Here is a 13930-nt window from a genome sequence, read left to right on the forward strand (position 1 = left end):
AAATGACTCCTGGTTGTTGATTTGAAAAATCAGACGGTGGCGGCCGTGCCCAGCAGGGCCGTCACCTGGCTGGAAAGAACGCCGCCGTTGCCGTGGCACAGGGCGATCTCCGCATTCGGCACCTGGCGGTCGCCGGCCTCGGCGCGCAGTTGCTGCATGGCCTCGATCAGCAGGAACATGCCGTACATGCCCGGGTGGCAGCACGACAGGCCGCCGCCATTGGTGTTGACCGGCAACGCGCCCCCCGGTGCGATGCGCCCGTTGCGCACGAAAGCGCCGCCTTCGCCCTTGGCGCAAAAGCCCAGGTCTTCGAGGAACAGCAGCGTGTTGATGGTGAAGGCGTCGTACAACTCCAGCACGTCCACGTCCTTCGGGGCCAGCCCGGCCATGGCGAAGGCGCGCGGCCCGGACTCGGCGGCGGCGGTGACCGTCAGGTCGGGCATGGAGCCGATCTGGCGGTGCCAGGTGGCCGCAGCCGCGCCCAGCACATAGACCGGTGGCTTGGGAAAGTCTTTCGCCCGCTCGCTGCGCACCAGCACCAGGGCGCCGCCGCCGTCGGTGACCAGGCAGCAATCGAGCACCGACAGCGGATCGCTCACCAGACGCGAAGCCAGCACCTGCTCGATGCTGAGCGGATCGCGTGCATGGGCCAGCGGATTGAGTTGCGCCCACTGGCGCGCCGCCACCGCGATGTGCGCCAGGTCTTCGCGCGTGGTGCCGTACTGGTGCATGTGGCGCGCGGCCGCCAGCGCGTAGCTGGAGATCGGGTAGCGCGGCTCGTAGGGCGCCTCGTACAAGGGCGTTTCGGCCATCGACTTGAGTTTGCCAAAGCCCGAGCCCTGGTTGCTGCCGTAGCAAATGAGCGCCACTTCGCACTGGCCGGTGTGCAGCGCCATGGCGGCGGTAAGCAGGTGGCCCACATAAGACGAGCCACCAACCATCGTGGCTTCGCAGAACTTGGGATGGATGCCCAGATATTCGGCCACCGATAGACCGGCGAGGAAGTGGTAGGACGAGCCGGTGAACAGGCCATCGACATCGGACAGCTTCAAGCCGGCATCGGCCAGCGCGCCGTGCACCGCTTCGCCCAGAATTTCGAGCGCGCTGCGACCGGGGGCCATGGGCACGCCGCCCAGGCTGGCACCGACGATGGCGGCCGCGCCGCGCAGGGGAGAGATGGTGCTCATGGAGGACCTTCGTGCTGCGCACTGCGGTGCGAGCTTGCTTGGGAACGGCCCGACGCGGCGCTCATGGTGTGGCGCCCTCGGGGATGAAGACCAGCAACTTGCCCTTGGCAGGATCGTCGATCACGCGCGCCTGCACCCGAATGCCGATGCGCACCTGGTCGGGTGCAATGCCATCGATGCGCGACATCAGCCGCGGCCCTTCGGCTAGGTCCACCAGCGCCACGTTGTAGTCGCCACCGGCTTGCGGCTTGCGGCGCACCGTGGTGCTGGAATAGACGCAGCCGACCCCGCTGGGTTCAATCCAGTCGAGCTGGGCCGAGCCGCAATGGGTGCACAGCGCGCGCGGATAAAACACATGCTGGCCGCAGGCCGTGCAGTGCTGGATCTGAAAGCGGCCTTGCGCCAGCTCCTGCACGAACTGAGCGTCCGGGCCGGGGCCGTCAAATGCCGGATAGCCCGATGCGCTCATGACGGTAGCTTCAGCACGCTGGCAGCCAGGATGTTGCGTTGCACCTCGTTGCTGCCGCCGTAGATGGTGGCTGGGCGCGCATTGTAGAAGCTGGTCAACGCATCGGTTTTGCCACCGGGCAGGGCGGTGGAACCGGGCGTGCCGCCACTCGATCCCATGACATCGACCAGCAGGTCGGCCAGGCGCGAATAGGTTTCGGTGCCGAACAGCTTGAGCATGGAGACATCGGGCCCCAGGGTTTCGCCGCGTTTGACCTGCTCGATGAAGCGGCCATAGAGCGCGCCCAGGTCGGCCACGTCCAGCGCCAGTTTGGTGTAGCGGTCCACGAAGCCGGTGTCTTCGAACAGGCCGAGCCGCTGCGCGGCTTCCTGCACGCGCGCCAGCGCGTACTGGCTTTGCTTGGGGCTGCCCAGGAAGATGCGTTCGAAGCCGAGCAGCGCCTTGGCGATGGTCCAGCCCTTGTTGAGCTCGCCCACGATGCTGCTGCGCGGCACGCGCACGTTTTCCAGGAAGACCTCGCAGAAGTCTTCGCTGCCCGCGATGTTGCGGATGGGCCGCACCGTGATGCCCGGCGTTTTCATGTCGGCCAGCAGGAAACTGATGCCTTCCTGCTTCTTGGCCGATTTGTCGGTGCGCACCAGCAGGAAGATGTGGGTGGCGTCCTGCGCCAGCGTGGTCCAGGTCTTTTGCCCGTTGACGATGAAGTCGTCGCCGTCGACCACCGCTTCGGTGCGCAGGCTGGCCAGGTCGGAGCCCGAATTGGGTTCCGAGTAACCCTGGCACCAGATGTGCTCGCCGGCAATGATTTTGGGCAGGTAGTAGGCGCGCTGGGTCTGGTTGCCGTGGTTGATCAGCAGCGGGCCGACCATGGTGATGCCCATGTCCGGCGCGCGCGCCACGCCCCAGCGCTCCTGCTCTTCGATGAAGATGATGAGTTTCTCGGGGCTCAGGCCCATGCCGCCGTACTGCGTGGGCCAGCTCGGCGCGACCCAGCCTCTTTCCGACAGCTTCAGGTACCAGGGGCCGATTTCGGACCAGCGCAGGCGCCGCTGCGGGTAGCGCCATTCGCTGGGGAAATGTTCTTCAAAAAATTCGCGCAGGGCGGCGCGGAAGCTGGCGTTGTCGAGTGCATTCCAGTCGGTGGCCCTGGAGGCGGTGGTGTTCATGCGTGCTCCTGCGCGGTGGCGTTTTGGGTGAGGTTGGCGTAGCGGCGGCGCTGCTGGGTGCCATTGCCCAGCCAGGCGGACAGCACCAGGGCACGCTGCAGGTACAGACCGATGTCGTATTCGTCGGTGACGCCAATGGCGCCGTGCAGTTGCACCGCTTCGCGCGCCACTTGCAAGCCGGCGTCCGACGCGCGCGACTTGACGCGGCTGGCCATGGCCGAGCGGGCGCTGGCGTCGCCGTCCGGGTCATCGAGCAGGGCCAGGGCCTGGGTCACCACGCTGGCGGTCAGTTCCTGCTGAAGCAACAGGTCGACGGCGCGGTGCTGCAGCGACTGGAAGCTGCCGATCGGCTTGCCAAACTGGATCCGCGTGCGCAGGTAGTTTTGCGTCATGGACAGCATGCTGCGCACCATGGCCAGCAGCTCAACACTGGTCAATACCAGGGTTTCATCGTAGGCGCGGGTCAGCGCGGCCTCGGCGGCGGCCCCTTCGGCCAGCAGGTGTCTGGCGGGCAGGCGTACGCTGTTCAAGTCGATCTGTGCCGCATAGCTGCCGTCGGCCAGCGGCTGGCTCGACAGGGTCAGGCCGGCCGCATCGGCCTGCACCCACACCAGGGCCAGACCTTGGGGGCCGGTGGCGCTGACGATGTAGCCGTCGGCCCCGGCGCCGGGGCGCACATGGCGCTTGCAGCCATTGAGCAGCAGGGCGTCGGCTTGGCGCTCCAGCCTGGTCGCCGCCTGGCCCGGCCGGTCTTTCGCGCCGGTGACGTTTTCCTGCCAGGCCACGGCGGGCAGGGTGCGACCCTCGGCGAGTTCGGTCAGCAGACGTGTTGATAGCTCGGTGGCACCCGCATGGGCCAGCAGCCGACCGGCAAACACCAGCACCGGCACCACCGGTTCCGGCGCGACCTGAGAAGCCAGGGCGGCCGCCACCTCGGCCATCTCAGCGAAGCCTTGCGCGTAGCCGCCCAGTGGTTCGGGCACCAGCAGCCCGGTCCAGCCCTGCTCGGCCAGAGCGGCCCAGAAGCGGCGGTCGTAGCCCGGCATCTGCTGGCGCAGGGCGCGGGCGCGGTTGAGTGGCGATTCTTTGGTGACGAAACTGAGCGCGCTTTCGCGCAGCATTGTCAGTTGTTCAGCGCGATCGCTGTTGTGGGTGGTGGTCATGATGGGGTGGGTGCTGGTCGTGAATGTCAATAGGATTTGGGCAGCCCCAGCACCTTCTCGGCGATGAAGCACAGGATGAGTTGCGGGCTGATCGGCGCGATGCGCGGAATCATGATCTCGCGCAGGTAGCGTTCGACGTGGTATTCCTTGGCGTAGCCATAGCCGCCCAGCGTGGCCATGGCGCGCTGGCAGGCGTTGAAACCAGCCTCGGCCGCCATGTACTTGGCGGCATTGGCATCGGCGCCGCAGGGCAGGCCGTTGTCGTATTTCCAGGCCGCGCGCATCGCCATCATTTCGGCGGCTTCCAGCTCCATCCATGATTGCGCCAGCGGATGCTGGATCGACTGGTTCTGCCCGATAGGCCTGTCAAAGACCACGCGCTCGCGGGCGTAGTTGACGGCCACCTGCAGCGCCGCCCGACCGAGGCCGATCGCCTCGCCCGCGATCAGCACCCGCTCCGGGTTCATGCCATGCAGGATGTACTCAAAGCCGCGGCCCTCTTCGCCGATGCGGTCCTCCACCGGCACCCGCAGGCCGTCGATGAAGAGTTCGTTCGAGTCGACCGCCTTGCGCCCCATCTTTTCGATTTCGCGCACCTCGACAAAACGGCGGTCGAGGTCGGTGTAGAACAGGCTCAGGCCGAAGGTCGGTTTCTTGCAGTCCTCGATCGGCGTGGTGCGCGCCAGAATGAGCATCTTCTCGGCCACCTGGGCGGTCGATATCCAGACCTTTTGGCCGGACAGCACATAGTGGTCGCCAACCCGCTCGGCACGGGTTTTCAGGCGGGTGGTGTTCAGGCCGGTGTTGGGTTCGGTGACGGCGAAGCAGGCTTTCTCCTTGCCCTGGATCAGCGGAGGCAGCATGCGGCGTTTTTGCTCCTCGTTGCCAAACACGGCCACGGGCTGCAAACCGAAAATATTCATGTGCACGGCCGATGCGCCAGACAGTCCGGCACCCGACTGCGAGATGGCCTGCATCATCACGGTCGCTTCACTGATGCCCAGGCCGCCGCCGCCATATTCCTGCGGCAGGCAAACACCGAGCCAGCCGCCGTCGGCCAGGGCGCGGTGCAGCTCGTGCGGAAAGCCGCCAACCTTGTCGCGTTCGAGCCAGTAGCTGTCGTCGAAGCGGGCGCAGATTTTGCCGATCGCTTCGCGGATGGTTTCGTGTTCTGGGTTGGGTGTGAAATTCATGGATGAGAACGCTGTTCAACGCCCGCTGAAATGTGGGGCGCGCTTTTCCAGAAAGGCCTGCACGCCTTCACTTGCATCGCTACTTCGGGCGCGAGCTTCAATCAGAGACTTCTCGAGCGCCATTTGCTCGTGCAGGTTGCGTCGCGCGGCGCCTTCGCACAGCTGCTTGATGCCAGCCATCGAGGCGGTGGGCGCACGGGCCAGTCGTTCGCACAGGGTTTGGGCGCGAGCGCCCAACTCGGCGTCAGGCACGACTTCGTCCACCAAGCCGAAGTCGGGGCATCGGCGAGCGTCGATGGGGTCACTGAGCATGAGAAGCTGGCGCGCGCAGCGAGCCGATGCGTCGGGTGATGAAGTGAGATGCGCCCATGTCAGGGGACAAGCCGATGGCTGCGTACCCTGTGCGCAGCTTCATTGATGCTGCCGCCAGAGCGAAGTCGCCGCAAAGTGCCCAGCCGATGCCGCCACCGCCGACCTGGCCGTTGATGGCTGTCACCACCGGCACCGGCAGTTCCGACATTCGCAGTAGCGCCGGGTGCACGATGCCCACGAGCTCGTCAATATAGACGTCGAGCGTTCCAGCGTGTTGGCGCTTCTCGGCGATATCCCCGCCGGCGCAGAATATCGTTCCGCTGCCGGTCAGCAATACGACCCGCGGCTTTGCTGCGGCAATCTCGGCAACTGCGCGGGCCAGTGCAGCAGTGGACGCGAGTGAGATCGTGTGAGGGCCGTCGCTGCGGTCGAGCACGATCCGGCCAATGTCCCCGGCCACACTCCAACGTACGTTGTCAGCAGTTTGTTCTTCCATCAGTTGCTCCAGTTTTGAACCCGGCGCGAGAATGCGGTGTTGTCGCATTCGAAATGAAGTGGTTTCAGATGATCGCCAGACCGAGACGTGTGCCCTGGTCAATGGCGCGCAAGGCGTCGAGTTCGGCGGCCAGCTCGGCACCGCCGATGACATCGGGCGCTAGGCCGAGCGCGCGCAGTTCGGCAACCAGTGCGTTCTCGCTGTCCTGGCCGGCGCACAGGACGATGGTGTCCACGGCCAGCGTTTGCGGCATGCCGTTGATGCTCAGGTGCAGGCCGGCATCGTCGATGCGTTCATAGGTGCAGCCCGAGAGCGTGCGCAGGCCGCGCCGCGCCAACTCGGCCTTGAGCGCCCAGCCGGTGGTCATGCCCAGGCTGCGTCCGGGTTTTTCCGGCTTGCGCTGCAACAGGGTAACTTCGCGTGGCGAGCTGACCGGCTGCATCGGTTTCAGGCCGCCAGCGGCTGAGGGCGAGGTGTCGACACCCCATTCAGCGTGAAACTGCTCGACCGCCTGGGGCGCGTTGGTCGCCTTACCCGCATGCTCGTCATGCAGCAGGAAGGTCGACACGTCGAAGCCGATGCCCCCGGCACCGATGACCGCGACCCGGTGGCCCGCCTGCGTCCGGCCCGACAGCAGGTCGGCATAGCTCACCACCTTGGGGTGGGTGACGCCCGGGATTTGCGGCAGGCGCGGGCGCACGCCAGCGGCGATCACGATGCGGTCGTAGTGACCGGCAGCGAGAGAGGGGGCGTCCGCTCGGTTGTTGAGCTTGAGCGTCACACCGTGCCGCGCCACGCCCTGCTTGAAGTAGCGAAGCAGTTCATTGAACTCCTGCTTGCCTGGCACGGCCCGGGCCAGGTTCAACTGGCCGCCGATCTCGGGTCCGGCCTCGAACAGGGTGACCGCATGACCGCGTTCGGCCGCGGTCAGCGCGCAGGCCAGCCCGGCCGCGCCGGCGCCGATCACCGCCACTTTGCGCGGCACGGCCCCTCGCGGCAAGAGCGAAAACTCCAGCTCGCGGCCGGCGCGTGGATTGACCAGGCAGGTGGCGGGGCGGTCGGCGAAGATGTAGTCCAGACAGGCCTGGTTGCAGGCGATGCAGGTGTTGATCTCGTCGGCGCGCCCCTGCGCCGCCTTGCGCACGAAGTCGGCATCGGCCAGGAAGGGGCGCGCCATCGACACCATGTCGGCGTCACCGCTGGCCAAGATTTCTTCGGCCACTTCCGGCGTGTTGATGCGGTTGGAAACGATGACCGGAATCGTCACCGCTTTCTTGATGCGGGCCGCCGCAAAGCGCCAGGCGGCACGCGGCACCACGTAGGCAATGGTCGGGATCCGTGCTTCGTGCCAGCCGATGCCGGTGTTGAGGATGTCGGCGCCTGCGGCCTGCACCGCCTGGGCGAGCTGGATGATGTCGTCAGACGGGGCGCCGCCCTCGACCAGATCGAGCGCCGACACCCGATACATGAGCAGAAACGGAGGCCCCAGGCGCTCGCGCGTGCGTCGCACGATCTCCACCGGCAGGCGGTGGCGACTTTCCATGCTGCCGCCAAATTCGTCGCTGCGGTTGTTCGTGCGCGTGACGGTGAACTGGTTGAGCAGGTAGCCCTCCGAGCCCATGATCTCGACGCCATCGAAGCCGGCGCGTTGCGCGAGTTCGGCGCAGCGGACATAGTCCTCCACCGTTTGCCAGACTTCGGCCGTGCTCAAGGCGCGCGGCGCGCGCGGGTTGATCGGGGAGGGGATGTCGGAGGCGCCCACGGGTCTGGCGATTTTTGCGTAGCGCCCGGTGTGCAGGATTTGCAGAATGATCTTGCCGTCCTCGGCATGCACCGCCTGCGGGATCGGTCTGAGCGCATCGGCTTGTGCCGTCGTGACCAGCAGGGGACCGGTTTCATCCAGCAGGCCATCCTGGCAGGGGGCATAGCCGCCCGTGACGATCAGGCCAGCGCCACCGCGTGCGCGCTCGGCATAGAACAGGGACAGCCGGTCGATCGACCGGTCCAGCGACTCCAGACGTGTGTGCATCGATCCCATCAGCGTTCGGTTGCGAAGGGTGTGCGCGCCTACCTTCAGGACGGAGAGTAGCGTCGGAAAGAAAACAGTGGCTTCGGTGGACATGGGGAACGCCTCTTTAAAAAAATCTAACTAACACCTGTTCGATGATATCATGCGACGACGACTAGCCATGCAATTGGCGAGCACCCCAAATTCTTCGTCCGGATTGACGGTGTGATGCAGGCGGCGATTTAGACAACAGTCAGTCAGGAGATTTACCCATGATGTTCGACGATGACCAGATTGCGCTGCGTGACGTGGCGCGCCGCTTTGCACGAGAGAAGCTCAGGCCCGATTACCAGAAACGCGAATCGCAACCTGGCATCGACCGGGCGTTGTTCAAGGAAATGGGTTCACTCGGTCTGATCGGTGTTGATCTGCCCGAGGAATATGGCGGTTTGGGCTTGAGTGGTGTCACGGCTGGCCTCATCACCGAGGAGATCGCCTATGGAGACTTCAACGTCAGCTACATGCAGTTACTCAGTTCGCTGATGGGCGCCATCATTCATGCCAATGCGTCCCCCGAATTGGCGCGCAACTGGAACTGCCGGATCGTGGCGGGGGAGGCCATCGTTGCGCTGGGGCTGACCGAACCACGGGGCGGCTCGGATGCCGCCAATTTGCAACTCAAGGCGCGTCGCGTGGGCGACGAGTACGTGCTTTCCGGCGAGAAAACCTCGATCACCTTTGCCGACCAGGCCGATGCCATGGTGCTGTTCGCGCGCACCGGAAAGCCCGAGGATGTCGCGCGCGGTATCAGTGCCTTCTTGGTCGATCTGAATCAGCCCGGCGTGCAACGCACGCGATTCAACGATGTTGGCAGCAAGATCGTCGGCCGTGGCTCGGTTTTTTTCGACGATGTGCGGGTGCCGGTCGAGAACCGGCTGGGCGACGAAGGAAAAGGCTTCACGCAGGTGATGCGGGGCTTCGACTTCAGTCGCATTCTGATCGCACTGCAATGCGTAGCCGCCGCACAGGCGTCGATCGACGAAACTTGGGAATACGTAAAGGAGCGCCAGACCTTTGGCGCGCCGCTGGCGCAGTACCAGGGCGTGAGCTTTCCAATTGTCGAGTTTGAGACCCTGATTGCGGCCTGCCGCCAGCTCTGCTACCACGGCCTGGCCTTGCGCGACGCCGGCCAGCCGCACACCGCGGAAGCGGCCATGGTCAAGTGGATGGGCCCCAAGACTTCTTTCGACGCGATCCACCAATGCCTGCTGACCTTTGGGCACTACGGCTGGTCGATGGACCTGCCCCACCAGCAGCGCCTGCGCGATGTGATGGGCTTGGAAATCGGCGACGGCACGGCGCAGATCATGAAGTTGATCGTTGCTCGCGAGCGCGTGGGCCGCGCCGCCGTGCAGTACGCCAAGGAGAGCAAGAAATGATTCAGACATCCCCAGTGGAGATCAGCCGTGCCGGCGCCGTTGGAATTATAGAGTTAGCCCGCCCCGAAAAATTCAATTGCCTGTCGATGTCCGTTCATGCGGCCATTGAGGCCGCCATCGACGGGTTCGAGAAACCCGACTCCGGTGTGCGCGCCATTCTGATCCGGGCGCAAGGCAAGCACTTCTGCACCGGCGCCGACCTGGATGAGGTGAAGTCGCTGCGTGGCGATCCAGCCAGGCTCAAGCACTTCATCAGCTATGGTCACAGCGTGCTCAAGCGCCTGGAACGCAGCGATTTGCCGGTGGTGGCGGCCTGCCAGGGGCTGACCCTGGCCGGTGGCAGCGAACTGATGCTGGCCTGCGACATCATCTTTGCGGCCAAGGACGCGCGCTTTGGCGACCAGCATGCCCAGTTCGGCCTGATTCCCGGTTGGGGCGGCAGCCAGCGCATGCCACGCATTGCGGGTCTGCGCCGTGGCCTGGATCTGTTCTTTTCGGCGCGCTGGATCGATGCCGCCACCGCCGAGCAGTGGGGGCTGGTGAACTATGTGGTCGAGCCTGAGCAGTTGGGTGAAGCGGCGCTGGCGTATTGCAGCAAGATCGCCACGCGCAGCCGCATCGGCATGGCCACCATGAAACGTTTGGCACGGCAAGGCATGGAGGGTTCGTCGGAGGTCGGTCTCCAGCTTGAGGAAGACCTGGCCAGCGCGGCTCTGCTCGATGACGACGTCAGCGAAGGTCTGGCGGCCTTCGAGGCGCGCCGTACACCGGTGTTCAAGGCCTGAGAAGCTGAATGCTTTGTCTCGCGAATAGGCGCAATCACATATGACCATCCTCTCCTCCCGCATATCGACTTCCGACGACGAATTTCGGCTCAACCAAAAAGCCTACCAGGCCGTGATTGCGGACCTGCAGAGTCGTCGCCAATTGGCGCTGGCCGGTGGCCCTCTGAAAGCGCGGGAAAAACACCTGGCGCGCAACAAGATCCTGCCGCGCCATCGCGTCGAGGTGCTGCTCGATCCGGGATCGCCTTTCCTGGAGGTCGGCATGCTGGCTGGCGAGGACATGTACGACGGCGTGCCGCCTGGTGCCAGCATCATCACGGGCATCGGTCTGGTGCAGGGCCGTCCGTGCATGATCATTGCCAACGACGCCACCGTAAAGGGTGGCACCTACTACGGCATGACCTGCAAGAAGCATGTGCGGGCGCAGCAAATTGCCTGGGCACACCGCTTGCCCTGCATCACGCTGGTGGACAGCGGTGGCGCCTTCCTGCCGGAGATGGCCAACATCTTTCCCGATGTGGGGCAGTTCGGCAGCATTTTCAACAACCAGGTACGCATGTCGGCCGAGGGTATCCAGCAGATTGCCGTGGTGATGGGGCCTTGCACGGCGGGTGGCGCCTACATCCCGGCGCTGTGCGACGAGGCGGTGATTGTCAAGGAACAAGGCTTTATGTACCTCGGTGGCCCCGAGTTGACCTTTGCCGCCACCGGCGAGACGGTGGATGCAGAGTCGCTGGGCGGCGCCAAGATGCACTGCAGCGTCAGCGGTGTCACTGATCATATTGCCGAAGATGACCGCCACGCGCTGGCCATCACGCGTGAAATCGTACGGGACCTGGGTGAGCAGCCCAAGCCACGCTGGACGCGTCAGCCGTCGGTGCCTCCGCGCTTCGATCCTCGCGAGATTTACGGCATCATCAGCCGCGACACCAAAATCCCGACCGACACGCGCGAGATTCTGGCGCGTTTCGTCGATGACAGCCGGTTCCAGGAATTCAAGCCTATGTACGGCGACACCCTGCTGACCGGCTTTGCGCGCATCCATGGCCACGAGGTTGGCATCCTGGCCAACCAGGGCGTGCTGTTCCCGGAAAGCGCGATGAAGGCGGCGCACTTCATCGATCTGTGCTGCCAGCGAGACATCCCGCTGCTGTTCATGGCCGACGTGACCGGCTTCATGGTCGGGCGCGCCGCCGAGCAGGCTGGCATTGCCAAAGCCGGGGCCAAGATGATTACGGCGATGGCCTCGGCCAACGTGCCCAAGTACACCATCATCATGGGCGCCTCTTACGGCGCCGGCTACCTGGCGATGTGTGGCCGCCCGTTCAACCCGACCGCGATGTTTGCTTGGCCGACCGGTCGCGCGGCCATCATGGGTCCGGATCAGGCCGCCACAGTGATGGCGCTGGTGCGCAAACAGATCAACAAGACCGAGGGAAAAGAGTGGACGCCCGAGGAAGAAGAGGCGTTCAAGGCGCCGGTTCGCAAGATTTACGAAGACTTCCAGCCTGCTGCGAACTTCTCCTCGAATTTGTGGGTGGACGGCATCATCGATCCGGTGGAAACACGCGACGCCATGGGACTGCTGCTCGACCTCGCATCCCGTACTGCCGCCAAACCGACGCCGTTCGGTGTCTTCCGTTTTTAACAAGGACGCCAGCCATGCAACGCATCCACACCGTATTGATGACCCACTTCGCCGCAGGAGTTGGGCATGCTTAAGAAAGTCCTCATTGCCAACCGCGGCGAAATCGCCTGCCGCATTGCTCGCACCTGCCGCAAGCTCGGCCTGGAAGTGGCCACCGTGCACTCCTGTGCCGACCGGTTTTCCCGCCATGTGCGTGAGATCGGTGAATCGGTCGAACTCGGGGGTGCAGCGCCCAGCGAGAGTTATCTGAACATCGATGCCATCATCGCGGCGGCCCGGCGTGTGGGCGCCGACGCCGTTCATCCGGGCTATGGTTTTGTCTCGGAAAATCCGGCCTTTGTGCGCGCACTGGATGCGGCTGGCTTGACCTTCATTGGACCCCGGGCCGACACCATTGAGCGCGTCGGCGGCAAAGCCAGTGCCAAGCGCGAGGCAGTCCGCCTCGGCGTGCCGGTCATTCCCGGCAGCGAAAGCGGCATGACCGACCCAGCCGAGGTGTTGAATCTGGTGCGCGGTATGAAGCTGCCCGTGCTGCTCAAGGCCGTGGCTGGTGGCGGTGGCCGTGGCATGGCGGTGGTCGAGACGCTGGAGGGGCTGGAGTCGCGCATCGAGAGTGCCATGCGCGAGGCCGAAAAAGCCTTCGGCAACGGCGAACTGATCGTCGAGCGCTACCTGCCGCATGTGCGCCACCTGGAGGTGCAGGTGGCCGGTGATGGCCAGGGCCACGCCATCCACCTGTTCGAGCGCGAGTGCACCTTGCAGCGGCGCCATCAAAAAGTGATTGAAGAAGCGCCGTCAAGCGGTCTCAGCCCGCGTCTGCGTGAAGCTATCCTGGCCGATGCGGTCAAGCTGGCCTCTGGCGTGAATTACCGCGGCCTGGGCACGGTGGAGTTTGTCGTCACGGGCGAGGAACATTATTTCCTGGAGGTCAATCCGCGCCTGCAGGTCGAACACCCGGTGACCGAAGAAGTCACTGGCCTCGATCTGGTCGAACTGCAACTGCGCATTGCCGACACCGACAGCCTGCCGCTGGCGCAAGCCGACGTGCGGTGCACCGGTCACGCCTTCGAGGCCAGGCTGTGCGCTGAAGACGCCGCTGCGGGATTTTTACCGGCCACCGGGCGGCTGCAGGTGGTCGATTTTTCGCGCGCGGGCGTGCGCATTGAGTCCGGGGTAGACAGCGGCGACGAAATCTCGCCGCACTACGACTCAATGATCGCCAAGCTCATCGCGCACGGGCCCGACCGCGAGTCGGCGCGCCGGGCGCTGGTGGCCGGATTACGCGAAAGCACGGTGATCGGCCTGGTCACCAACCTGGAATTTCTGCATGAACTGCTGGAATGGCCGGAGACCCGCGATGCCACATTTCACACCCGCCTGATCGACGAGCGCCACGCGCAGCGCGGCGTGGTGGCTCCCGCCGCGCCGCCTCTTGAGCATCTGGCTGCTGCCGCGCTGCACTGGCTGGCGCAACGGCGTGCCGAGTCGTCCGCGCTGGGCTGCTGGACCCTCTGGGACGGTTTCACGGGCTGGCGCCTGAGCAGTGGGCCGATTCAGGCCGCACCCCAGCCGGTCCTTGTGTTGAAGGCGGGCGCGGCGGAGTGGCCAGTGCGGTTTTCGATGCGCGATGACCAGGGCAGCAGTGCGCTGGTCATTGGCGAACAGCAGGTGAGCGCCACGCTCCAGCCGCTCGCGGCCGGACGCTTCCTGCTGCAATGTGGCGGGCGGGCGCTGGAACTGACGATCCGGGGCGACGCCCGGCAGACCGAACTCGCCAGTGCGTTGGGCAGCAGCTTGTTCACGGCACGACCCTATCTGGGGGGGGGCGCCGGTGACGCTGCCGCCAGCGGGCAACTGGTCGCGCCGATGATGGGCAAGGTGGTGGCGGTCAAGTCGGTGGTCGGTGAGAAGGTTGCCATCGGCCAGACCGTGATCGTGCTCGAATCGATGAAGATGGAGTTGCACGTCACGGCGCCGTTCGAAGGCAGCCTGAGCAGCCTGCGCTGCCGGGTTGGCGACATGGTTGAGCGCCACCAGGTGCTGGCCGAAGTCAGCCCGGCTTGA

10 protein-coding genes and 1 pseudogene are annotated in these 13930 nt (G+C 65.0%); 4 read left to right on the forward strand and 7 right to left on the reverse strand.

All coding sequences use genetic code 11. The annotated features are described in order from the left end of the window. Window positions 1–29: 29 nt before the first annotated feature. From ACSQ3Y_RS32825 to ACSQ3Y_RS32855, 7 genes and pseudogenes are all read right to left on the reverse strand, one after another. On the reverse strand, window positions 30–1187 hold the full coding sequence (locus tag ACSQ3Y_RS32825; RefSeq protein WP_436180270.1) for a thiolase: 1158 nt from the start codon (window positions 1185–1187) through the stop codon (window positions 30–32). 61 nt (window positions 1188–1248) lie between these two features. Next, window positions 1249–1656: a Zn-ribbon domain-containing OB-fold protein gene (locus ACSQ3Y_RS32830; protein ID WP_436180271.1), complete on the reverse strand. Its 408-nt coding sequence runs from the start codon at window positions 1654–1656 to the stop codon at window positions 1249–1251. Further along, window positions 1653–2822, reverse strand: a complete 1170-nt coding sequence (locus ACSQ3Y_RS32835) for an acyl-CoA dehydrogenase family protein (protein ID WP_436180272.1) — start codon at window positions 2820–2822, stop codon at window positions 1653–1655. The genes ACSQ3Y_RS32830 and ACSQ3Y_RS32835 overlap by 4 nt, the downstream gene beginning before the upstream one ends. Then, window positions 2819–3985 (reverse strand): acyl-CoA dehydrogenase family protein, encoded by a 1167-nt coding sequence (locus ACSQ3Y_RS32840; RefSeq protein ID WP_436180273.1) that lies wholly within the window; start codon window positions 3983–3985, stop codon window positions 2819–2821. The genes ACSQ3Y_RS32835 and ACSQ3Y_RS32840 overlap by 4 nt, the downstream gene beginning before the upstream one ends. A 26-nt stretch (window positions 3986–4011) precedes the next feature. Continuing rightward, window positions 4012–5178, reverse strand: a complete 1167-nt coding sequence (locus ACSQ3Y_RS32845) for an acyl-CoA dehydrogenase family protein (protein ID WP_436180274.1) — start codon at window positions 5176–5178, stop codon at window positions 4012–4014. A gap of 15 nt (window positions 5179–5193) precedes the next feature. Continuing rightward, window positions 5194–6139 (reverse strand): annotated as a pseudogene (locus ACSQ3Y_RS32850) (enoyl-CoA hydratase/isomerase family protein). After that, entirely contained in the window at window positions 6051–8108 is a 2058-nt protein-coding gene (locus ACSQ3Y_RS32855) for an FAD-dependent oxidoreductase (protein ID WP_436180275.1), read from the reverse strand. Before ACSQ3Y_RS32855 ends, ACSQ3Y_RS32850 begins: the two are co-directional and overlap by 89 nt. Before the next feature lie 158 nt (window positions 8109–8266). Here ACSQ3Y_RS32855 and ACSQ3Y_RS32860 point away from each other — a divergent pair, with 158 nt between their 5' ends. The 4 genes from ACSQ3Y_RS32860 (at window position 8267) to ACSQ3Y_RS32875 (ending at window position 13930) form a co-directional block, all read left to right on the forward strand. Then, a complete protein-coding gene (locus ACSQ3Y_RS32860) occupies window positions 8267–9433 on the forward strand; it encodes an acyl-CoA dehydrogenase family protein (RefSeq protein WP_436180276.1) in 1167 nt (388 codons plus the stop codon). After that, on the forward strand, window positions 9430–10218 hold the full coding sequence (locus ACSQ3Y_RS32865) for an enoyl-CoA hydratase/isomerase family protein (protein WP_291083349.1): 789 nt from the start codon (window positions 9430–9432) through the stop codon (window positions 10216–10218). The genes ACSQ3Y_RS32860 and ACSQ3Y_RS32865 overlap by 4 nt, the downstream gene beginning before the upstream one ends. Before the next feature lie 40 nt (window positions 10219–10258). Beyond that, complete coding sequence (locus ACSQ3Y_RS32870; RefSeq protein ID WP_436180277.1) at window positions 10259–11866, forward strand: carboxyl transferase domain-containing protein; 1608 nt, start codon at window positions 10259–10261, stop codon at window positions 11864–11866. Window positions 11867–11932: 66 nt separating this feature from the next. After that, complete coding sequence (locus ACSQ3Y_RS32875) at window positions 11933–13930, forward strand: acetyl/propionyl/methylcrotonyl-CoA carboxylase subunit alpha (protein WP_436180487.1); 1998 nt, start codon at window positions 11933–11935, stop codon at window positions 13928–13930.

The organism is Acidovorax sp. LjRoot66, assembly GCF_964253305.1.
In the GTDB taxonomy this organism is placed as follows: Bacteria; Pseudomonadota; Gammaproteobacteria; order Burkholderiales; family Burkholderiaceae_C; genus Acidovorax.

Coding starts and splice junctions, on each gene's coding strand:
- ACSQ3Y_RS32825 (WP_436180270.1), bottom strand. CDS start 1,187: ATGAGCACCATCTCTCCCCTGCGCGGCGCGGCCGCCATCGTCGGTGCC.
- ACSQ3Y_RS32830 (WP_436180271.1), bottom strand. CDS start 1,656: ATGAGCGCATCGGGCTATCCGGCATTTGACGGCCCCGGCCCGGACGCT.
- ACSQ3Y_RS32835 (WP_436180272.1), bottom strand. CDS start 2,822: ATGAACACCACCGCCTCCAGGGCCACCGACTGGAATGCACTCGACAAC.
- ACSQ3Y_RS32840 (WP_436180273.1), bottom strand. CDS start 3,985: ATGACCACCACCCACAACAGCGATCGCGCTGAACAACTGACAATGCTG.
- ACSQ3Y_RS32845 (WP_436180274.1), bottom strand. CDS start 5,178: ATGAATTTCACACCCAACCCAGAACACGAAACCATCCGCGAAGCGATC.
- ACSQ3Y_RS32855 (WP_436180275.1), bottom strand. CDS start 8,108: ATGTCCACCGAAGCCACTGTTTTCTTTCCGACGCTACTCTCCGTCCTG.
- ACSQ3Y_RS32860 (WP_436180276.1), top strand. CDS start 8,267: ATGATGTTCGACGATGACCAGATTGCGCTGCGTGACGTGGCGCGCCGC.
- ACSQ3Y_RS32865 (WP_291083349.1), top strand. CDS start 9,430: ATGATTCAGACATCCCCAGTGGAGATCAGCCGTGCCGGCGCCGTTGGA.
- ACSQ3Y_RS32870 (WP_436180277.1), top strand. CDS start 10,259: ATGACCATCCTCTCCTCCCGCATATCGACTTCCGACGACGAATTTCGG.
- ACSQ3Y_RS32875 (WP_436180487.1), top strand. CDS start 11,933: ATGCTTAAGAAAGTCCTCATTGCCAACCGCGGCGAAATCGCCTGCCGC.